The sequence below is a fragment of the Variovorax sp. LjRoot290 genome (genome assembly GCF_964253985.1).
Taxonomy (GTDB): domain Bacteria; phylum Pseudomonadota; class Gammaproteobacteria; order Burkholderiales; family Burkholderiaceae_C; genus Variovorax.
In genome coordinates this window covers 947,183-966,382 of record NZ_CAXURW020000002.1, presented here as the reverse complement: position 1 = coordinate 966,382, position 19,200 = coordinate 947,183, and the positions used below count along the sequence as shown (strand labels likewise).

The following is a 19,200-nucleotide window of genomic DNA, read 5'->3' as shown; positions in this document are numbered from 1 at the left end:
TGCCGGGCCTGCTCCGTGGCATGCATGTTGCATGCCAATGGCATACCAAACTTAAAAATGAACCAGAACCGAAGACCGAAATGCAGGATGCGACGCAGATGTCTATCCAAGGGAAACGCAGGAGCGCTTGCCTTCTGGACATGCGCAGGGCAGCCGCTGCGTCAGGACGACTTGAGCGCTGCCGCGCGCCAGTTTGACGACTGGCTCCTGGCATTTCGTGCACCGTCTTGCTGTGCGCGCACCAAAGTCGATCGCTAGTCCTGGTGCGTTCGAGTCGCCTTTGTTTCCGTCCGCTACCATGAACTCACGCCACGAATTTCCAGGTCCGTCCGTTCACAGTCACCTGTCCGCACGCATGCTTGTGGCGAAGCCGTCGGCCACCGGCGCCATGGCCGAAGCCGCCCGCCGGCTGCTTGCTGAAGGCCGAGACGTCATCAGCCTGAGCGAAGGCGAACTGGACTTCGACACACCGCTCCATATCCAACAGGCCGCGATCGCCGGCATCCAGCAAGGGCACACCCGCTACACCAACGTGGGCGGCACGCCGCAGCTCAAGGCGGCCATCGTCCGCAAGTTCCGCCAAGACAACGGCCTGCACTACGACAGCACGCAGGTGATGGCCGCAACCGGCGCCAAGCAGCTCCTGTTCAACGCCATGCTGGCGACCATCGATGCGGGCGATGAGGCCATCATGGTTGCGCCCTATTGGGTGTCGTACTCGGAGATGGTGCGCATCGCCGGCGGCGAGCCGGTCGTGCTGACGACGGGCAGCGCCAACGGTTTCAAGTTGACGCCGAAGATGCTGTCGGGCGCGATCACGCCGCGCACCCGATGGCTCGTGCTCAATTCACCGTGCAATCCATCGGGTGCGCTCTACACGGCCGATGAATTGCGCGCGCTGGCGGACGTGTTGCGCGGCCATCCACGGGTGCTGGTGATTTCCGACGACATCTACGAAGAGATCGTGTTCGATGGCGTCTTTCAGTCGTTTGCGCAGGCCTCGCCCGACATGATCGATCGGACACTGACCGTCAACGGCGTGTCCAAGGCCTTCGCGATGACGGGGTGGCGGTTGGGCTATGCGGGCGGGCCTGCATGGCTGATCAAGGCACTGGAGCTCCTCCAGTCTCAGAGCACCAGCAATCCGAGCGCGGTCAGCCAGGTCGCGGCAACGGCCGCACTCGAGGGGCCGAGGGATTTTCTGGACACATGGCGCAGCCGGTTGCGTGGGCGGCGCGATCTGGCGGTCGAGCTGCTGGCGGCCGCCAGTCCGATGCTGCGGGTCGATACACCGCCGGCGGCCTTCTACCTGTGCGCCGACTGCGCTGGCGCCATCAGAATGCGCACGCCGGAGGGTCGAACCATCGACAGCGATGCCGACCTCGCCCACTATCTGCTGCACAGCGCGGGCGTGGCGTGCGTCCCGGGCTCTGCATTCGGCCTGGCTTCTTACCTGCGTTTCGCCTATGCGGTGTCGGAGGACCGCTTGCAGACGGCTTGCGAACGCATCGTCACTGCCTGCGGCCGACTGGTTCAGGCCTGAGCGAGGGCGCTGCACAGCCACAGACATCATGAGAACTTCTTCCAAGACACCGTCGCTTTCCATCTCGGGATGGCGGATCGAACCCGTGGGCGACCGCTGCCTGCAGGTGCGCCTGGGCGACCGCGTCGGCGCCGACACCAGCCGGACCGTGCAGGCGGTGGCCGCACACCTGTCGTCGGCGCAACTGCCCGGCGTCGTCGATGTCGTGCCCGCATTCACTACCGTCGCGTTGCACTACCGGCCACTCGCGTTCGATCGCCGGCAGGGCGTGGCATCGTCTCAATTGACGCGCCTGGTGGAGCAACTCCTCGCAGGCCGCGTTCCCGAGCTGCCGGTCAACGAGGAGGTGATCGAGATTCCCGCCTGCTACGGCGGCGACTACGGTCCGGACCTGGACGACGTGGCCCGCCATTGCGGCCTGACGGCCGAAGAGGTCATCGCCCTGCATTCGGGAACGCCGCTGTCGCTCTACGCCTACTTTTTCGCGCCCGGCAACCCCTTCTTCGGCCCCCTCGACCCGCGGCTGAATGTGCCTCGCCGCAGCACGCCGCGCCTGCGCGTGGAGGCGGGGTCGGTCGCCATCGCCAATGGCATCTCCTCCATTTACCAGATGGCGCTGCCAGGGGGCTGGAACGTGATCGCACGGACGCCTTGGGACCTGTTCGACGTGACGAAGACCCCACCCACGAGGATGCCGCAGGGCGCGCGGGTGCGCTTCTATCCGATCTCGGCGTCCGAACTGGAGCGGATGCAGGAGCGGCCGCCATGACCCGGGCATCCGTGGCGCACATGCTGGTGTTGCGGCCTGGAATGTTCTCGGTTCTGCAGGATCAGGGGCGCGTCGGGCATCAGCACCTCGGCGTGCCGGTCACCGGCGCGATGGACGAGTGGTCGCATCGCACGGCGAACATGCTCGTCGGCAATGAAGACGACGCGGCAACGCTGGAGTGCACGCTGACCGGTCCCAGCGTCCAGTTTTCCTGCGACATGCTGCTGGCCATCTGCGGCGCTCGCGTCAGGATCACGGCCGCGGGCCGGTCGGTTCCCATGAATTGCGCGGTGCTACTGCGCCGTGGCGTCACGCTGGAGTTCGGTGAACGCACGCGTGGCGCACGCATGTACCTGGCGGTGCGCGGCGGCTTCGCGACGGCGCCGGTGCTCGGCAGCCGCAGCACCTATCGGCCGGGCGCTTTCGGCGGCCACGAGGGGCGGGCGTTGCGCAAGGACGACCGCGTGCCCGTGGCGCGCCCGCGCAGGGCCGACCCCACGCTGGCGCTGGAACGCACGCTGGTGCAGAGCGGCTTGCCGTTCGTGACGGCGGCATGCGTCGACGCGGAACCGCCGTCGGCGGCGCTCGAAGGCCTGCGCTTCATCCCGGGCCCGCAATGGCAGGATTTTTCGGAGGAAGCGCGCGACCGGTTCGTGCGCACGCCGTTCACGATTTCCTCGAAATCCGATCGGATGGGCTACCGGCTCGAAGGGGCCGATATTGTCCTGTCGCGACCGCTCGAGATGATCTCCGAGGCCACGAGCTTCGGCACGGTGCAGGTGCCTCCCAACGGCCAGCCGATCGTCCTGATGGCTGACCGGCAGAGCGCGGGCGGCTACCCCAAGATCGCCTATGTCGCCAGTGCCGACCTGCCTGCCTTGGCTCAAGCGCTGCCCGGCGCCTCCATTCGCTTCACCCCGATCGATCAGCAGGCCGCCGAGCACGCCTGGCTGCTGGTCGAAGACCAACTGGCGTTGGTGCGCGAGGCGGCCGGACGGGCGTTGACCTGACCGCTGCATCTCGCTAACCGCTTCACCCACAAGGAATCCATTCATGCCATCCATCGACATCAACTGCGACATGGGCGAGAGCTTCGGCCCCTGGGTCATGGGACAGGATCTCCGGATCCTCCCGCACGTGACCTCCGCGAACATCGCCTGCGGCTTTCACGCGAGCGACCCCGACACGATGCTAAAAACAGTGCGGGCCGCCATAGCCAACGGTGTGGCGCTGGGTGCCCATCCCGGCCTGCCCGACCGCCAGGGCTTCGGTCGACGGGCGATGGAGATGTCGCCGAGCGAGGTCTATTCGCTGGTCATCTACCAGGTCGGTGCGCTCCAGGGCGTTGCCCAGTCCCAGGGTGCAACCCTGCATCACGTCAAGACGCACGGGGCCCTCTACAACATGACCGTGCAGCAGCCGGCACTCGCCGAGGCGGTGGCGCAGGCGGTGTTCGATTTCAATCCGGCGCTGCAGCTCTTCGTGGCGAACAAGAACATTGCGCAGGCGGCGCGCGACAAGGGGCTCACGGTCCGGTTCGAAGTCTTTGCGGACCGCAGCTACCAGGACGACGGCACCCTGACGCCGCGATCCAGGCCGGGCGCCATGATCGAGGACGTCGAACAGGCCATTGCGCAGGTCCGGCGCATGGTGCTGGACGGTGTCGTGCGTTCCGTGAACGGTGTGGACGTGCCGGTCGCCGCCGACACGCTCTGCATCCACGGCGACCAGCCCGGCGCCGTCGTTTTCGCAGAGCAAATCCGTGCTGCGCTACTGGCCGACGGTATCGCCATCGCGGCGACGTGAGCGCCTCGAAGCCCTTGTCCGGAATGTCGCGCGCCCGATCACCGGTGCGCGCGCTTGTGTAACCCCATGCCTCTATGCCCATGAGCACGATAGAAACCAGAACCCGTCCATCGCCTTCGATCACGCACGAAATGTTCGGCGCCATGCGGGTGCCTACCTTCGAGGACGTCGAACGTGCCGGCCGCGCCATCGCGTTACATGTTCGCCGCACGCCCTTGCTGCGATCGGCCCGACTCGACGAGATCGCGGGTGCGCCAGTGTGGCTCAAGGCCGAGAACCTGCAGGTCACCGGCTCCTTCAAGGCAAGGGGCGCCTTCAATGCCCTGCTGGGCCTCTCGGAGGAGCAGCGCATGCGCGGCGTCGTCGCGTACTCGACGGGCAACCATGGCCAGGCCATCGCCTGGGCTGCTCGGCAGCTGGGGGTGATCGCGACCATCGTGATGCCGATCGACGCGCCACGCAACAAGGTGGCCCGTGCTCTGGACCAGGGTGCGCGAGTCGTGCACTACGACCGCCGTCGCGAGAGCCGTGAAACGATCGGCATGCAGTTGCTGGCCGAGATGGGCGGCACGCTCGTTCCGCCGGGCGACCATCCCGATGTGCTCGCCGCGCAGGGCACCGTCGCGCTGGAAGCGCTCCAGGATCTGCCCGACGATGCGCTGCGCCATCTGGGAACCTTCGCCGCTCCTTGCGGTGGTGGCGGCCTCTTGGCCGGGTGTGGGCTGGTCGTCGACACGATGAGCCCTGCAACGCGTCTCGTGGCCGCCGAGCCCGCGGGCTTCGACGACACCGTGCGCTCACTCGCCAGTGGTCGGCGCGAGGTGAACGAGCCCGGCGCGGCGACCTTTTGCGATGCGCTGCAGGCGGCCACGCCGGCCGAACTGCCTTTCGAGATCAACCGGCGTTTCCTGCAGAAGGCCGTGGCCGTGACGGACCTGGAAGTGGCTGTCGCCGTGCGCTTCGCGCTCGAGGAACTCCATATGCTGGTCGAGCCCGGTGGCGCGGTCGCGTTGGCGGCGCTGCTGGCCGGTCACTTGTCGATGGGCGGGCGCGACAGCGTCATCGTGCTCTCGGGCGGAAACGTCGACCTGCCCATGCTCGCAAACTGTCTCAAATCCGCTGCGGCGGTGGCCGCCTGACATTCGCCACCGATCGCACCCCGCGATCAACCCTTTCACGAACCTTTTCATGCAAGCATCCCTCTCCACCTCTTCTGCTGCCACCGCGTCGCAAGGCGACGCATCCGGACCACAGGAGGTCCGTGACAGGATCGCGCTGTGCTGCAGCCACACGGAAGCCACCACCTGGGAGCTCGGCCTGCGGGCCGCACTGCCCCATGCCACGATCAGCGCCTGGCCCCACACTGACGAGCAGGCCGAATGCGCCATCGTGTGGTCGCCCACGCAGGCGTTCATGGACGCCCATCCGCGCCTGCGGATCATCTTCAACATGGGTGCGGGCGTCGACGCGCTGATGAAACTCCGGCTTCCGCCGCAGGCTCGTATCGTGCGCATTGAAGACGGTGGCATGGCCGTGCAGATGGCCGAGTACGTCAGCCACGCGATACTGCGCCACTTCCGTGAGTTCGATCGGTACGAGCTCAGTGCAGCCTCCGGTGCATGGGCACCCCGCAAGCCGCCGATCCGCAGCGATTTCCCGGTCGGCGTCATGGGCCTTGGGGCGCTCGGGAAGCGGGTCGCCTGGAGCCTGGCGCAGTTCGATTTCCCGGTGTTCGGCTGGAGCCAGTCCCCCAAGACGATCGACGGCGTCACCTGCCTGTCGGGCGCCGACGAGTTCGATCGCTTCCTGTCGGAGACCCGCATCCTCGTGTGCATGCTGCCGCTGACACCCGCCACGCAGGGCATCCTGTCGCACGCATCGCTCTCGCAGCTGAAGCCGGGTGGCTATCTGATCAATGTGGCTCGTGGCGCGCATCTGGTCGAGGAGGATCTGTTGCGCCTCATCGACGAGGGGCATCTGGCGGGCGCGACGCTGGACGTCACGCAAGAGGAACCCCTGCCGCCCGGCCATGCGTTCTGGCGGCGCCCGGAGATCGTCCTGACACCTCACATTGCCGCGCAGACGGTGGTGCGAGAGGCCATCGCCCAGATCGCAACCAAGGTCAGCGCCGGACTCGAGAGCCCGACGCTGAGCGGCGTCGTCGACCTCGGCAAGGGGTACTGAGACGCGGCACTCGGCATCAAACCTGTCCTGTTCATCACACATCCACAACACCTCAACCCCATGCAATCCATCTTCCACTTCGCCTTCAACGTCACCGACCTGGACCGCGCGCGGCAGTTCTACGGCAACGTGCTCGGCTGCCAGGAAGGCCGCAGCACCGACACCTGGGTCGACTTCAACTTCGTCGGCCATCAGATCTCCCTGCACCTGGGGCAGCCCTTCGCCACCGCGGCCACCGGGCACGTGGGCGACAAGCTGGTGCCCATGCCGCACTTCGGACTGATCCTGGCGCTGGCCGACTGGAAGGCCATGGCCGAGCGCCTCGTCAATGCAGGCACGCAATTCGTGCTGGTGCCGCAGGTGCGCTTTGAAGGCCAGCCCGGCGAGCAGTGGACGATGTTCTTTCTCGACCCCTTCGGCAATCCGATCGAGATCAAGGGGTTTCGCGACCTGGAAGCGGTCTACGCCACCTGAGTCGGCCCCGAGACGACTGGAGCGCCCTGTGCCGACTGGCCCAGGGGGAGAGCGAGTGCTGGCGCGGGTCGCGACGAGTTTTTCGGGGCAGCGCCCAAGCTTGCGTGTACCAGACTGCTTTTCAGCGTCTGTCTTTTCCGGGGTACGCCATGGGATAGCCCAACGATCTCCAGGTCAAAGCGGCTGAGCCGCGCGACAAGGAGTAGGTAGCGCGGCGCGGCCATTCTGAAACGGCGCAGACGATGCTCTAAGAAGCACGGCCTTTTCCTCTAAAGACTTTGGCGAGATCTGTCCTGGATGCGGCCGACGACCGACGACGGCGCGTTCACCCGGGCGCAGATGACGTCAAATGACAGACGCGTCGGGTCCCGGTTTCACTTGTGCATATGCCTGCAATCCCTGGCATCCTCAGCGTCAGCCGCCGTGCTGCGCCTTTCGCCAATCCCACGGTGCTACAGGTTTCGCATCGGCCCATAGCCCTAGACGCTGCGCGCGGGCTGTGTACTGCATCTTGAACAGCGCGCCGTCGTCGCGACTCGCGTATCTCTCGTAGACCCAGGCCCATCCGCCGGCCACCTGGTGCCGGCCGGCATCTTCGCCCCTGCATTTCACATCGGCGACGGTGCGGCCATATCGATCGGTGTCGCGCGGCGAGATTCGCGCTTGCTCCATGTAGCAGAGCCCGCTGAGAGCCTGCTTGCTGCGCTGGCCGAAGGGCTGGCGTGATTCAGGAGCATCGATCGCCGCAACGCGCACCTTGACCTGCTCATAGGCTCCTGGAGCACCGCAGCGAGCGCTGAGGGTGTCGCCGTCAGAGACACCTACGACGAGACAGAGGCGGGGCTGGGCTTGCGCGAAGAATGGAAGGGCGAAAAGAAGGCAGGCGATCAGTCGGATCATCCCCCGATCGTAGGCGCTGGCGGCAAGCGACAGGATCTCGCAGCGAAGGCACAAGCGCGGATCGGTCACGTTCGGCAACCATCTTCACAGAGCAGACGTGACTTCGCTCCCGGGGCGTGCGTTGTGTACGGCATGGGGCAGTTTTCGCCCCTTCAGGAGTCTCTGTGAACCTCAATCGTTCAGCCTTCTTCAAGTGGTCCGCGGCCGGTGCTGTGGCCGCTGGTGCACTCTTCGCCGCCGCGTCAGCGAATGCCCAGGTGAACTGGTCCGTCGGCATCAGTGCTCCGGGCGTGGCGATCGGCGTTGCCGAGCCTGGCCCCGTGTACTACGAGCCGGCACCTGTCTATTCGCGTCCTGCACCAACCTACTATCAGCCGGCTCCTCCCGTGTACTACCGGCCGCCGCCGCCAGCTTATTACCGCCCGGCACCGGTGTACTACGGGCCGCCGGCGCAGGTCTATGACGGGCCGGGCGAGCGTTGGCGCCATCGCCATCACCACCGTCGGGATTGGGACGATTGATCCGGGTGCGCCCCGGAGAGGACGTCAGTACCTCTGTACGCCCCACATTTGGGCCTGAGTCAAACGCTGCGTGCTCTTGATCGCTGCCGAGCCGGGAAGCGAGCACTTTTCAGCGACGTTTAAGGATCGACGAAGAGACTGATTCTCAGCAAGGGAACAGTCCCGAGCCCCACCGAAAAGGATCGAACGCCATGATGTCTTCCGCTGTCCCCGAGCCCCTCACCCCATCGCAGATCGAGCTCGTGCTCGAGTTGCTCGAGTTGCGCCAGCTGGCGCCGCAGGAGACGGCTGCGAAGTTCAACCGCTTGACCCAGGTCGGCACCTTCTCCGAAGCCCAGCAAGGGGCCATCGAGATCCTTTTCGCGCTCGAGGAGGACGATATCCCCGATGCACTCTTCGAATTCGCAGACGACGATGCCCGAAACATCGTTCGCGATGGGCTGGCGCACGAGGTGCGGCTCACCTTCGTGGGAGCCTAAAGCATCAATGTTGTCTTGCGAAGCGCCGACCTGAACGCGCACTGGAGAGCAGATGACGTCGCTGCGGCTGGCCGAACGCAGCAGCTAGGGTTCGGACAGTAAAGCGCCGTCGCGATTCTGGCGCAGCCAACCGCTTTCGAGAAACCCGAACTTCGGCTGGGCCCACTGCCGTCGGTCAGCAATCGAATTTGTGGCTCAAAGTGTCATTGCAATGGGCCGGCTACCGCATCGCGTTCGACGTCTCGATCGCGAAGCGAAAGCCTATCGTGCCTGGCGCGCGAGAAAAGGACTTGCCAAATGCCCACACGGTCCGTTGTCCCGGCAGCCACTGGCGATGCGGGTGGCCGCAAAGGGGAACCGAGCATGTCCAGCACCGATTGCCGAGAACAGGGTTTGGTCGCTAGACTAGGATTAACGCCAACCTTAACGGATACTGCAAAATGCCGTTGCGAGCATCAGACATCGTTCCCATCAGCGAAGCGCGCGCCAGACTCACCGAGCTCGCCGAAGACGTGGTGGGCAGCGGCTCTGAGAAAGTGCTGACCAAGAACGGTGCGAGCTACGTGGCATTGATCGACGCGCGCCGGCTGGACTACTACCATGCGCTTGAATTGGAGCATGCCAATCTGGTGCAGGCTGAAGACGCCATCACCGGTCTGCGGCAAGCCTTGGCGGGGCAGGTCGTGTCTGACGAGGAACTGGACCAGGCACTCGGCGTCGCACCGGCGTCGTGAGCATTCCTGTCAACGCAAGGGTTCGGGCGGTTCCGAACTTTCTGGCGTGCCTGCATGCCGCTCGCAGCTTCATGGAGGAGCAGGACGCCGCTTCCGCATCGGCGCGCTTTAAGAAGTTGCAGGCTGAAGTGGTGAAAGCGCGGGCACTTCTCGCGTTCGCACCCACGAGCGGCCGGCCCGCTCGCGGGCTGATGCCCTCAACGAGGGGATAGGCATGGCGATGCGATACGCGGATGGGAAGTGAACGCATCCGCGCGAACTGCCTTGCATCTGCGGAACTCGCGATTCGATCCTGCAAACGGCAACGCGCAGACGCGATCACAGAGCTCCGCGCAACCCCGGTTCGGTCCGAGCCGCAGCAGCCCTCGGCGCATTGATGCTCAGCGAGATCGAGTCACAAGGCCCGACTCACCAGTTTGAAGTCCGGATCTTCGGCAAAGGACTTGATCGAAAAACCCAACCTCTTCACGAGCTTCAGCATATCGGCGTTGTTGCTCAGCACCAGCCCATCGATCTCCGAGAGGCCCTTGTCGCGGGCCACATCGATGATCGCCTCCAACAGGCGTGATCCCAGTCCCTTGCCGCTGTAGTCGTCTGCAACCACCAACGAGAACTCGCAACTCGATTGATCTGGATTGGTGATGTAGCGCGACACGCCCACGATGCGTTCGGTCTCGCGGACCGCGCCATCGTCCGCGACGCCACGCTCCCGCACCACTGCGACCAGCGCCATCTCGCGGTCGTAGTCGATCAAGGTGAATCGCGAAAGCATGGACGGCGGCAACTCGTGGAAGCGCGAGACAAACCGGAACCAGCGGCTTTCCGGCGAGAGCTGCTGCACCAGGGCTTGAAGCATCTGCGCGTCGTCGGGATGAACGGCTCGCACGGTGTAGGTGCCCCCACCGGGCAAAGGCCACTCGCGTTGGTAGCGCGCAGGGTAGGGCAGGATGGCCAGGTGCTGGTAGCTGTTGATGAGGCCGCTCGTGCCTTGCGGCGTGCTGTCGACGACGATGCGAGCATCGACCGCCACTGCGCCCGTTTCGTCGACGATGATCGGGTTGATGTCCATCTCCCGCAGTTCGGGAAGTTCGCACACCATCTCGGAAACCCGCAGCAGCACCTGTTCCAGCGCCTCCATGTCCACGGCTGCGGCCCCGCGCCATTCGTGCAGGGTTTCGGCGACCCGCGAGCGTTCGATCAGCCGGCGCGCCAGGAACTGGTTGAGCGGCGGCAGCTCCATGGCACGGTCGTCCAGCAGCTCGATCATGGTGCCGCCTGCGCCGAACACGATGACGGGGCCGAAGGGATCGTCCGTCACCAGGCCCACATGGATTTCGCGCCCGCGCCGGGCCGTGGCCATCTTCTGAACGGTCACGCCGTTGATGCGCGCGTCGGGCGCCAGGCGCGCCACGCGTTCCATCATGTCGCTGTACGTGTCGCGTGCACCGGCGCCGTTCATGACGTTCAGCGCCACGCCCTCCACATCCGACTTGTGGCTGATGTCGGGCGAATCGATCTTGAGCGCGACGGGGAAGCCCAGCTGGGCGGCGATCATCATCGCTTCGTTGGCGCTGCGCGCCAGCAAGGTGCGGGTGATCGGGATATGGAAGGAAGACAGCAAGGTCTTCGACTCCATCTCGGTCAGTACCTTGCGCCGTTCCGCCAGCACGCTCTCGATCAGCAGCCGCGCACCCTCGATATCCGGCTTGGCGAGCGCCGACAGCGGCGGCGGGGTCTGCTGGAGCAGCGCCTGGTTCCGATAGAAAGCCGCGATGTTGCCGAACGCGCCAACCGCCGCTTCCGGCGTGCGGAAGCTCGGGATGGTGGCCTCCCCCAGCACCGCACGCGCGGGGCCGACCGAGGCGTCGCCCATCCAGCATGACAGCAGCGGTTTGCTCATCGGCCGCGGGATGTCGGCCAGCACGCGCGCCACCGCGACCGCATCGGCCCCTGTCTTGGGCGAGAAGATTGCCAGGACGCCGTCGATCTGCGGGTCGGCGGCGGCCGCATCGACCGCGGCCCGGAAGTGCGCCGGCTCGGCTTCCTCCGAAAGGTCGATCAGATCGGTGAGCGAAGCCGACGCGGGCAGCCGGGGCTGCAGCGTCTTGAGCGAGTCGGGTGACAGCTTGCCGAGTTGCAGGCCGATCTCGTTGACCCAGTCCGCCGCCAGAACACCCGGGCCGCCGCCATTGGTGACGATGGCCAGGCGCCGGCCGACCGGGCGATAGCGCGAGGCCAGGCATTTGGCGGCCGAGAACAGTTCGACGAACGAGCGCACCCGCACCGCACCGGCGCGTCGCAGCGCAGCGTCGAAGACATCGTCGCTGCCGACGGTCGAGCCGCTGTGCGTGTGCGCAGCTTCGTTGCCGGCGGGCTTGCGACCGGCCTTGAGCACCACCACCGGCTTGGCATGCGAGGCCGACCGCAGGGCGCTCATGAAGCGACGTGCGCTGGAGATCCCTTCGAGGTAGACGATGATGCTGTGGGTGGCGGCATCGTTGGCCAGGAAGTCCAGCACCTGGGCGATGTCCACCGCCGTATGGCGGCCGAGCGAAACGACGCTGGAGAACCCGACCGCGTTCTCGCGCGCCCAATCGAGCATCGATGCCGTCAGGGCGCCCGACTGCGACACCAGCGCGAGCGGGCCGGCCTTGGCCAGCGGGCCGGCCGTGCTGGCATTGAGCGTCAACGGGGGGCGCTGAAAGCCGAGCGAATTCGGACCGAGGAGGTGAACGCCGTCGCGGCGCGCGATCTTTCGCAGCTGCGCAGCCTGCTCGGCGGCGATGCCGTTGGAGATGACGAGTGCGGCGCGGCAGCCGATGCGGCCGACGACCTCCAGCGCAGAGGCGATCTCCTGTGGTGGCAGCGCGATGATCGCGAGATCGGCGCGCGTCTGCGCCAGATCCCCCAGCGTGCCGCTGGTGCGGACGTCCAGAAACTGCAGCGTTCCGTTGAACCGGTCTGCGCGAAGCGCTTCGCGCACGGCCCGGGCGTGCGAAGTCTGGCCTACCGGGTCTTCGGCGTGGCCCGCGAAGACAACGACTGAGCCCGGCGCCAGCAGCGGCGTGAGGTAGTGCTTGTCCATGACCTTAGTCTGCATCCATCAGGACCTTGACGTGCGCCGCGGCACTGCGCACCAAAGCGCTCAGTGCATAGCCGCCTTCGAGACAGGAGATGACCCGGCCCCGGCAGTGGCGCTGCGCGACGGCCATGGTCTGCTGCGTCACCCATGTGTAGTCGCCTTCCACCAGCGCCAGATTTCCCATGTCGTCCTCCCGGTGGCCATCGAAGCCGGCGGAGATGTAGATGAGCTCGGGGGCGAAGGCCTCGAGCGCCGGCAGCCATTGGTGGATGACCGCTGCGCGGAAAGCGTCGCTGCCCGAGCGCGAACGCAAGCCGACGTTGACCATGTTCGGACCCTCGTCTTCCTCGCCCGAGAAAGGATAGATCCCTTTTTCGAATATGGAGCACATGAGCACACGCTCGTCGCCCTTGAAGATGTCGGCGCTGCCATTGCCATGGTGGACGTCGAAGTCGATCAGCGCCACGCGCTGCAGGCCGTGCACATCGAGCGCGTGCCGAATGCCGACGGCCACGTTGTTGAAGAAGCAGAAGCCCATGGCGGCGGCGCGCCCGGCATGATGGCCCGGGGGCCGGATGCAACAGAATGCCGCGGGCGCCTTGCCCGAAAGAACCAGGTCGCAAGCCAGAACCGAGGCGCCCGCCGCGCGCCGTGCGGCCTGCATGGTGTATCGGTTCATGCTGGTGTCGGGGTCAAACTGGTGATGCCCTTCGTCCGGCGAAGCCGCAGCAAGTTCGCGCACATGGGCGAGCGAGTGTGCCCGCCCCAGTTGATCATCGGTGGCGAGCGGAGCGTCGTACGGGACCATGTAGTCGAGCAGACCGCTGATCAGAAGCCGTTCGTGGATGGCCGAAAGCCGTTCCGGACATTCCGGATGGCCGGCGCCCATCTCATGGCGTGCGCAGTCGGGGTGAGTGATGTAAGCGGTCAGCAAATTCGGCTCCTGGGCCATCCCGCGCCGCGCGGCGGAGGTCTGCGCGCAGTCTAGGCGCGGTCGATCCGATATTTCATGAGCTGCATCAAGGCAAGGGCGCCGGCGCAGTCGCTGGCGATCGTTGTCGGGGGGCGCGACAAGTGCCCACGAGATGGCGGGCTCGTCTGCCGCAAGGCGATGGCGATCGAGCTGGTCACAGAGCGGCAGGCAGGGAACCGTGCCGGTGGGTTGGTCAATGCGCGAGCGGGGACCGCGGCCACTGGTGCCAGAAAATGGCGACTGAGCCACCTGACGCACGGACATGAGCTAGCGACACTTCTTCGCGTTGCCCGAGGGCTTATGGCGCGTGGACCAGCACGTAGCCACGGTTCTCCACCGTGTCGAAAGTGCGCATGCCTTTCACCAGCGTGGCCGTCGGCATCCAGACCCAGCCCGCTACAGCCGGGTTGACATCGAGCACGAGAAACGAGTCTGACGCAGCGTCGTAGGCGCCGAGCGGCGAGATGTGGCCACCCCCCTTCTGGCCCACGGCCTCACGCCTGTAGTTCACGATCACGTAGTCGCCGCCGCGCGCGAGGTTGTTTGCCAGGTCAGCGCGGATGGCCTGCTCGGAAAGCGCATCGTCAACGACGACAACTCTGGTGACGAGCGCGTTTGCGCGCAGCATTGCGTCAAACTGGCGCAGCTGGTAGCCGAAATCCTTGACCTGCTTGCCGCCAATGGTGATCGGCTCGCCAAGCACCTGCGCACGTGTCTTGGGGCCCCTGTCGATCACGCTGTCCTGCGTGAACCGCGGGACGATCGGATCGGCGCCGGCTCGCATGAACTGCACATCGTCCTTGCGCAGCCGCGTGTGGTCGCGTGGCAGGTCGGCACTGCGGCTGTGCACGGCGTTGAGCACGATCGCGGCCGAGGTGGGCCCGCAGAAAGTGCCGTTGTACTGGGCTTCAAATTGGTTGGCGAGCGCCGCGAAATCAATCTTTGCGCCCGAGCGGCCAAGACGTGCCAGGCCTTCATCGGACGCAAACGGCACGAGCGCAGGAGACGCTTTCGCCTCTACGCTCGTCGTCGCTGGGCTCGTTGCCGCGCCATGCGTGGCACAGGCCGACAGGAGCGTTGCGGTGGCGAGCAGCGCGGCGCAGACGAGGCTTCTGATCGGCGACATGAGTGACTCCAGGGGTTGCGGAGGGCGGCCCATTGTCGACTACGCCGCACTGCCGTAGAAGTGGGGGCTGTCGATCGTCAGCTCGCCGCAGAATTCTGTCGAAAAACTCGAGGCGGTCCCAGAGGCGACCGTGTGGCTTTTTCGCTTTCAGCGCAGGTCGCCGCTGGACGGCGACGGGCTGATGACCATCTTCGGCGCCCCGCTGCCGCTGCCCGACCACAGCGCGGCCGCGGTGCGCGCGGCGCTCGACATGGTCGAGATGATCGAGCTGCTGAACACAGAGCGCATCGCTGCGGACAAGCCTGCGATCCGAATCGGCGTGGGAATCGCCACCGGCGAAATGGTGGCGGGCTACGCCGGCACGCAGCAGCGCGCGACCTACACCTGCATCGGCGGCACGGTGAACCTTGCCGCACGGCTCGAGGCGCACACCAAGCTTGCGAAGCGGATGATCCTGATCGATCCGGCAACCTGCAGGCACTCGTTGGACGCATTCCGGTCAAGCCCCTCGGGGCGGCGTCGTTCCGGGGCAAGGCGGCGCCGGTCGAGGTGTACGCCGTCACTGACAGCAGCAGCGCCATGTCCGGGCAGCGCATCTTTGTGGTGTTCCCGACGGTCCGCGCGCACTTACAACCTCGTTTTGGGCTGTGCGCGGCGTGGTCCCGGACTAGGGCTGGTACGCGCAGTAGTTCGAGTCCGCATTCGCAGCCCGCCTCCTGGGCTGCCGGCGACTGGAACTACGACCTCTCGTCCTGAGCGGCGACGAGCTCGAAAGAAGCCTCGCTCCCGAGCATGCTGTTTCCGCGCGCCACCTTCGGTCCAGCCGACGGCAGCCGTCGCCGCCGGCTCAAGTAGCTCGCGATCCGCTCATCACTGAAGGGAGGTCAGACCAGTCGGGGTCAGCTCTTGGGCTTTGCGTACTCCTCTGCGCTCATCATCTCGAAGCCAACGAACGGGTCGTTGCCTTCGACCCATGCGTCGTGGCCCGGAGGAATGGTGTACGACATGCCTTCCTCAATTGCGGTCTTCGAGCCGTCATTCATTTGCACGGTGATTCGACCGGAAACCGCGTACCCAACGTGAGCTACTTGGCAACTATCCGTGCCGACGACCGGCTTGATGCACGTCGACCAGCGCCACCCGGGCTGAAACTTGAAGCGTCCAAGCGTGTACCCCTCGAGGCGGACCACTTCGACCCGAGTCTTTTCCGGCTCCCGAACCTCATCCGGTTCGTCATGGGATTTCGTCTGGAGCTTGGTGACATTCATCGGACTTGCCATCACTACTCTCCTTGCACGAGTGAGCAATTAGTCCGCAGCAGCCTCGTGCTAAGCCGCGCATCGAACGATTGAATATTAGTCCCGGGCCACGCTTCCGGCGACCCATTTTTCGCCCGATCCAAAAGATCAACTGGGTGCGAGCCTGGACAGCCGCCCCAGTGGCGCGCATCTCGAAGGTCCACTGGGCCCCGATGCGCATTTTCGGCCGACGGCCCCATCCGGGCTGCGCAGGCTTACAGGCCTTCTAGGCCGCATCGGTGAGCGCTCAGCACGTGCACGGAATTTTTAGCCGTAGTTCAGGAGCGTTCCGCAACGACACTGGACCTTCGTGAACGCGCCACCTAACTTTCGAGGATGCTCAGGTTTGGCCTCGCGCCCGCGGGGGCGATCCAGCACTGAGCCCGCGGTGCGACCCAGGCGGGGAATCGGCAGGGCAGGGCAGAATGCGGCCGATGGCCGGATTCGGCCAGCACCAGCCCTTCGATGCTGGCGTCAGATAGCGGCCGCTTGGCGCCGCTCGACCCGTCGCGGTCCTTCGTGGATCTCAAGGTCCCAATCCACTGGCATCCCAGAGCGGCCGGTCGAATGGCTGCCTCTGGGCCTCGCAGCAGGCAGTCGCCATTGCTCACGCATGACTCAACCGAGGGCGGATGTTCTGGTTGTTGTGGAAGACGTTGTCGGGGTCGTACTTGGTCTTTACGTCCACCAGCCGGTCATAGACGAAGGCGCCGTACGCCTCGCGGACCCGGCCGGGGTCTTCGTCGCCGCCGAGGAAGTTGACGTAGACGCCTTCCCGGAACCGGCCGAGGGCGGCTAAGAACCCCCTTGCCCAAGCGGTGTCCCGCGTGGCGAAGTCCTCGCCGGGCCGCCATACCGCATCGAGCGTGATCGCGTGCGAAGCCTGCCGGTTCCCAAACGCTGTCCCGCCCTCGGCCACTCGGCTCACCGCGCCCTTCAGATGGAACATCGCCACGTACGACCGTGGCGACGCGCAGGTGAACGCGTGCTCGGCAATCACGTCAATGAGGTCATCGCTGAGATCGGGGAGGTGGGTTGACTTCCAGTAGTAGTTCCAGCCGTGGACGACGGTCGAATCGAGTGCGCTCTGGAATCCCACGTATGGTGTGGGGCCGACCAGGTCGACAAGAGGAGGCCGACACACGCGAAGCGGGCCGAGCGCCCGCTCACCGTCCTCGATCGGCCCGGCATAGCAGTTGCCGACCATCATCACCGGGCGCCAGTGCAGATCCGTGGGAATAACCGGCAGCGGTGGCGCGGTGCCAAACCTCACTACTGTGCCGAGCTCGTCGGGAGCGTCGCGGACGAAGTCGCGGTAAAAGCGGAGAACCTCGCTGGCGTCATTCGCGTCCCAGAGGATGGGCCCGGCCAGGACGGTCGGCCCGACGCAGTGAAGGCGGAACTCGAACGAGGTGACCACGCCGAAATTGCCGCCGCCGCCGCTCAGCGCCCAGAACAGGTCGGGGTGCTCGTCCTCGGACGCGCGCAGCAGCTCGCCGTCGGCTGTTACGACATCGGCGGCGAGAAGGTTGTCGACCGTAAGTCCATGCTTGCGCATCAGCCATCCGACGCCACCGCCGAGGGTGAGCCCGGCGACGCCGGTGTGGCTCACGATTCCACCGGTGGTGACCAGACCGTGCACCTGCGTCTCGTGGTCGACGTCGCCCCACAGCGCACCGCCCTGCACCCAGGCCCTGCGATGGGCGGGATCGACCCGCACGGCCCGCATGGCCGAGAGGTCGATGACGATCCCGTCGTCGCAAACGGCGGTGCCCGCCACGTTGTGGCCTCCACCTCGTATGGCGATCTCCAGATCGTGGTCGCGGGCGAACCGCACAGCCGCGACCACGTCGGCGACCCCGATGCATCGGGCGATCAGACGCGGGTGCCGGTTGATGGCGCCGTTCCACACGGCACGCGCGATGTCGTAGTCGGCGTGGTGGGCACTGATCAGCCGGCCTCGAAACCCGTCGATTTCAACGAGGGTTGGCTGCTTGCCCCGGTGGCCCAATTCCGCGGTCGTTGGTGTCGTCATGGTGTCCTCCACTTCGAGGACCACATCGGACCACCGCGGACCGCGGCCGTAAAGTCAAAAATCTGGACTTCACAGCCGAAGGTGGGTGCGCGACACTGGGATTATGAGGACGTACGGCCAATACTGCCCCATCGCCCGTGGCGCCGAGATCTTCGCCGAGCGCTGGACGCCGCTGATCATCCGCAACTTGCACCTGGGGTGCGGAGGCTTCAGTGAGATCCTGGAGGGCGCGCCCGGACTGTCGCGTACCCTGCTCTCAGAGCGGCTCAGGCAGCTCGAACGGCGCGGTATCGTCGAGTCGGCACCCAAGCCCGACGGACGCGGGCGCCACTACAAGCTCACGTCCGCGGGCCACGAGCTCTTCACAGTTTGCCAGGTACTCGGTGAGTGGGGTGCGCGTTGGCTCGAGATCGCCCCCGAGAATCTCGACCCATATGTGGCCCTGTGGTCGATGTGCCACGCGCTCCGCCGAGACCGGCTCCCGGATCGACGCATCGTCATCCGCTTCGACTTCACCGGTCGGCCGCGCCCTGAGCGCTATTGGCTACTCATCGAGCTCGGAGACACCGAGATCTGCAAGACGTGCCCCGGCCGCGACGAGGACCTCTACATCACGGCGGAAGCCGAAGCCTTCGTCAAATGGCACGCCGGCCATCTCACCTGGGCCCAAGCCACCCGCGAGGGCCGCATCCGACTCCACGGCCCCATGTCGCTCGTAAGAGCCTTCCCAACCTGGAACGCCCGCAGCATGTTCGCCCAGATCACGCCGGTCGCCCGTGCCGACGGGAGCCCCGCAGGCTGACAGGCCCGACGCGGGCTCCGACTCTGGCACCGCACCGACCGCAAAGGTCCGGTCTATGGTCAAGCCGAACGGCAGGTATCGAGCGAGTTCGCCGGTGGGAGAGCGCGGCAGCTATTGGCCGCCGAATTTCGTGGCTGACCGCTTCGTCAGGGCTGGCCGGCAGAAAAGAGCGCACACGCGCCGCGTACGGTGAGGAGCCGAATGACTGCAGCCAGTCTTGAAGCGAAGTTCGGCTCGAGGCAGCTTCGCAGCGGGAGCGGTCCTTGGGTCTATGCTCGCGTGCTACCGTAGTCGGCCAAGACCGGCTGTCAGGCCTGTCGTCCGGGAGACTTCATGTTCAAGGTGGCGAGCGCAATACTTCTGTGCGTTCTGGCCGGCTGCGCCAGCAACTCGCCCCAGGGCTATTCGGTATGCTCGACTCAGCCAGGCACCTATGCGTGTCAAATCGAGCAGTACCAAAACGTCAACGACTGA

At 65.7% G+C, this 19,200-nt stretch carries 18 protein-coding genes; 12 read left to right on the top strand and 6 right to left on the bottom strand.

The genetic code is table 11. The annotated features are described in order from the left end of the window. Positions 1-355: 355 nt before the first annotated feature. The 7 genes from ACSQ9A_RS33700 (at position 356) to ACSQ9A_RS33670 (ending at position 6,776) form a co-directional block, all read left to right on the top strand. Positions 356-1,543: a pyridoxal phosphate-dependent aminotransferase gene (locus ACSQ9A_RS33700; protein WP_436307137.1), complete on the top strand. Its 1,188-nt coding sequence runs from the start codon at positions 356-358 to the stop codon at positions 1,541-1,543. Between the two features lie 28 nt (positions 1,544-1,571). After that, positions 1,572-2,312: a 5-oxoprolinase subunit PxpB gene (gene pxpB, locus ACSQ9A_RS33695; RefSeq protein WP_436307136.1), complete on the top strand. Its 741-nt coding sequence runs from the start codon at positions 1,572-1,574 to the stop codon at positions 2,310-2,312. Between the two features lie 20 nt (positions 2,313-2,332). Next, positions 2,333-3,322 carry a biotin-dependent carboxyltransferase family protein gene (locus tag ACSQ9A_RS33690; RefSeq protein WP_436307754.1) on the top strand — a complete coding sequence of 330 codons (990 nt, stop codon included), beginning with the start codon at positions 2,333-2,335 and terminating at the stop codon, positions 3,320-3,322. A gap of 43 nt (positions 3,323-3,365) precedes the next feature. Then, positions 3,366-4,118 carry a LamB/YcsF family protein gene (locus ACSQ9A_RS33685; RefSeq protein WP_436307135.1) on the top strand — a complete coding sequence of 251 codons (753 nt, stop codon included), beginning with the start codon at positions 3,366-3,368 and terminating at the stop codon, positions 4,116-4,118. A gap of 80 nt (positions 4,119-4,198) precedes the next feature. Beyond that, positions 4,199-5,257 carry a threonine ammonia-lyase gene (locus tag ACSQ9A_RS33680; RefSeq protein ID WP_436307134.1) on the top strand — a complete coding sequence of 353 codons (1,059 nt, stop codon included), beginning with the start codon at positions 4,199-4,201 and terminating at the stop codon, positions 5,255-5,257. A gap of 49 nt (positions 5,258-5,306) precedes the next feature. Continuing rightward, positions 5,307-6,302 carry a 2-hydroxyacid dehydrogenase gene (locus ACSQ9A_RS33675; protein ID WP_436307133.1) on the top strand — a complete coding sequence of 332 codons (996 nt, stop codon included), beginning with the start codon at positions 5,307-5,309 and terminating at the stop codon, positions 6,300-6,302. A gap of 60 nt (positions 6,303-6,362) precedes the next feature. After that, positions 6,363-6,776 carry a VOC family protein gene (locus ACSQ9A_RS33670; protein ID WP_436294921.1) on the top strand — a complete coding sequence of 138 codons (414 nt, stop codon included), beginning with the start codon at positions 6,363-6,365 and terminating at the stop codon, positions 6,774-6,776. Between the two features lie 414 nt (positions 6,777-7,190). Here the strand turns inward: ACSQ9A_RS33670 and ACSQ9A_RS33665 are convergent, their stop codons facing one another. After that, a complete protein-coding gene (locus tag ACSQ9A_RS33665; protein WP_436294950.1) occupies positions 7,191-7,676 on the bottom strand; it encodes a thermonuclease family protein in 486 nt (161 codons plus the stop codon). A gap of 164 nt (positions 7,677-7,840) precedes the next feature. Between ACSQ9A_RS33665 and ACSQ9A_RS33660 the strand changes: the two genes are divergently transcribed. The 3 genes from ACSQ9A_RS33660 to ACSQ9A_RS33650 all read left to right on the top strand — a co-directional run bounded on the left by ACSQ9A_RS33660 (position 7,841) and on the right by ACSQ9A_RS33650 (position 9,410). Further along, positions 7,841-8,197 (top strand): hypothetical protein, encoded by a 357-nt coding sequence (locus ACSQ9A_RS33660; RefSeq protein WP_436294920.1) that lies wholly within the window; start codon positions 7,841-7,843, stop codon positions 8,195-8,197. 191 nt (positions 8,198-8,388) lie between these two features. Next, positions 8,389-8,676: a hypothetical protein gene (locus ACSQ9A_RS33655; protein ID WP_436294919.1), complete on the top strand. Its 288-nt coding sequence runs from the start codon at positions 8,389-8,391 to the stop codon at positions 8,674-8,676. A gap of 440 nt (positions 8,677-9,116) precedes the next feature. Beyond that, complete coding sequence (locus ACSQ9A_RS33650) at positions 9,117-9,410, top strand: type II toxin-antitoxin system Phd/YefM family antitoxin (RefSeq protein ID WP_436307132.1); 294 nt, start codon at positions 9,117-9,119, stop codon at positions 9,408-9,410. A 394-nt stretch (positions 9,411-9,804) separates the two neighbouring features. Here ACSQ9A_RS33650 and ACSQ9A_RS33645 read toward each other — a convergent pair whose 3' ends face one another. The 3 genes from ACSQ9A_RS33645 to ACSQ9A_RS33635 form a co-directional block, all read right to left on the bottom strand. After that, positions 9,805-12,495: a bifunctional acetate--CoA ligase family protein/GNAT family N-acetyltransferase gene (locus ACSQ9A_RS33645; protein WP_436307753.1), complete on the bottom strand. Its 2,691-nt coding sequence runs from the start codon at positions 12,493-12,495 to the stop codon at positions 9,805-9,807. 4 nt (positions 12,496-12,499) lie between these two features. Next, positions 12,500-13,426, bottom strand: coding sequence for a histone deacetylase family protein (locus ACSQ9A_RS33640; protein ID WP_436307752.1), 927 nt, complete (start codon positions 13,424-13,426; stop codon positions 12,500-12,502). Positions 13,427-13,763: 337 nt separating this feature from the next. Beyond that, positions 13,764-14,591: a phytochelatin synthase family protein gene (locus ACSQ9A_RS33635; RefSeq protein ID WP_436296927.1), complete on the bottom strand. Its 828-nt coding sequence runs from the start codon at positions 14,589-14,591 to the stop codon at positions 13,764-13,766. A gap of 181 nt (positions 14,592-14,772) precedes the next feature. Between ACSQ9A_RS33635 and ACSQ9A_RS33630 the strand changes: the two genes are divergently transcribed. Continuing rightward, the gene (locus ACSQ9A_RS33630) at positions 14,773-15,468 is read left to right on the top strand and encodes an adenylate/guanylate cyclase domain-containing protein (protein ID WP_436307131.1); all 696 of its coding nucleotides are present in this window, start codon (positions 14,773-14,775) and stop codon (positions 15,466-15,468) included. Between the two features lie 22 nt (positions 15,469-15,490). Here the strand turns inward: ACSQ9A_RS33630 and ACSQ9A_RS33625 are convergent, their stop codons facing one another. Then, positions 15,491-15,871 carry a cupin domain-containing protein gene (locus ACSQ9A_RS33625; protein WP_436307130.1) on the bottom strand — a complete coding sequence of 127 codons (381 nt, stop codon included), beginning with the start codon at positions 15,869-15,871 and terminating at the stop codon, positions 15,491-15,493. Between the two features lie 625 nt (positions 15,872-16,496). Then, positions 16,497-17,924, bottom strand: a complete 1,428-nt coding sequence (locus ACSQ9A_RS33620) for an FAD-binding oxidoreductase (protein ID WP_436307129.1) — start codon at positions 17,922-17,924, stop codon at positions 16,497-16,499. 103 nt (positions 17,925-18,027) lie between these two features. Here ACSQ9A_RS33620 and ACSQ9A_RS33615 point away from each other — a divergent pair, with 103 nt between their 5' ends. Continuing rightward, a complete protein-coding gene (locus ACSQ9A_RS33615) occupies positions 18,028-18,726 on the top strand; it encodes a winged helix-turn-helix transcriptional regulator (RefSeq protein ID WP_093110544.1) in 699 nt (232 codons plus the stop codon). The last annotated feature ends 474 nt before the right edge of the window (positions 18,727-19,200 follow it).

What these genes read in the sequence shown, in the direction of transcription:
- ACSQ9A_RS33700 (WP_436307137.1), top strand. Translation starts at nt 356, where the DNA reads ATGCTTGTGGCGAAGCCGTCGGCCACCGGCGCCATGGCCGAAGCCGCC.
- pxpB (WP_436307136.1), top strand. Translation starts at nt 1,572, where the DNA reads ATGAGAACTTCTTCCAAGACACCGTCGCTTTCCATCTCGGGATGGCGG.
- ACSQ9A_RS33690 (WP_436307754.1), top strand. Translation starts at nt 2,333, where the DNA reads ATGCTGGTGTTGCGGCCTGGAATGTTCTCGGTTCTGCAGGATCAGGGG.
- ACSQ9A_RS33685 (WP_436307135.1), top strand. Translation starts at nt 3,366, where the DNA reads ATGCCATCCATCGACATCAACTGCGACATGGGCGAGAGCTTCGGCCCC.
- ACSQ9A_RS33680 (WP_436307134.1), top strand. Translation starts at nt 4,199, where the DNA reads ATGAGCACGATAGAAACCAGAACCCGTCCATCGCCTTCGATCACGCAC.
- ACSQ9A_RS33675 (WP_436307133.1), top strand. Translation starts at nt 5,307, where the DNA reads ATGCAAGCATCCCTCTCCACCTCTTCTGCTGCCACCGCGTCGCAAGGC.
- ACSQ9A_RS33670 (WP_436294921.1), top strand. Translation starts at nt 6,363, where the DNA reads ATGCAATCCATCTTCCACTTCGCCTTCAACGTCACCGACCTGGACCGC.
- ACSQ9A_RS33665 (WP_436294950.1), bottom strand. Translation starts at nt 7,676, where the DNA reads ATGATCCGACTGATCGCCTGCCTTCTTTTCGCCCTTCCATTCTTCGCG.
- ACSQ9A_RS33655 (WP_436294919.1), top strand. Translation starts at nt 8,389, where the DNA reads ATGATGTCTTCCGCTGTCCCCGAGCCCCTCACCCCATCGCAGATCGAG.
- ACSQ9A_RS33650 (WP_436307132.1), top strand. Translation starts at nt 9,117, where the DNA reads ATGCCGTTGCGAGCATCAGACATCGTTCCCATCAGCGAAGCGCGCGCC.
- ACSQ9A_RS33645 (WP_436307753.1), bottom strand. Translation starts at nt 12,495, where the DNA reads ATGGACAAGCACTACCTCACGCCGCTGCTGGCGCCGGGCTCAGTCGTT.
- ACSQ9A_RS33635 (WP_436296927.1), bottom strand. Translation starts at nt 14,591, where the DNA reads ATGTCGCCGATCAGAAGCCTCGTCTGCGCCGCGCTGCTCGCCACCGCA.
- ACSQ9A_RS33630 (WP_436307131.1), top strand. Translation starts at nt 14,773, where the DNA reads ATGACCATCTTCGGCGCCCCGCTGCCGCTGCCCGACCACAGCGCGGCC.
- ACSQ9A_RS33625 (WP_436307130.1), bottom strand. Translation starts at nt 15,871, where the DNA reads ATGGCAAGTCCGATGAATGTCACCAAGCTCCAGACGAAATCCCATGAC.
- ACSQ9A_RS33620 (WP_436307129.1), bottom strand. Translation starts at nt 17,924, where the DNA reads ATGACGACACCAACGACCGCGGAATTGGGCCACCGGGGCAAGCAGCCA.
- ACSQ9A_RS33615 (WP_093110544.1), top strand. Translation starts at nt 18,028, where the DNA reads ATGAGGACGTACGGCCAATACTGCCCCATCGCCCGTGGCGCCGAGATC.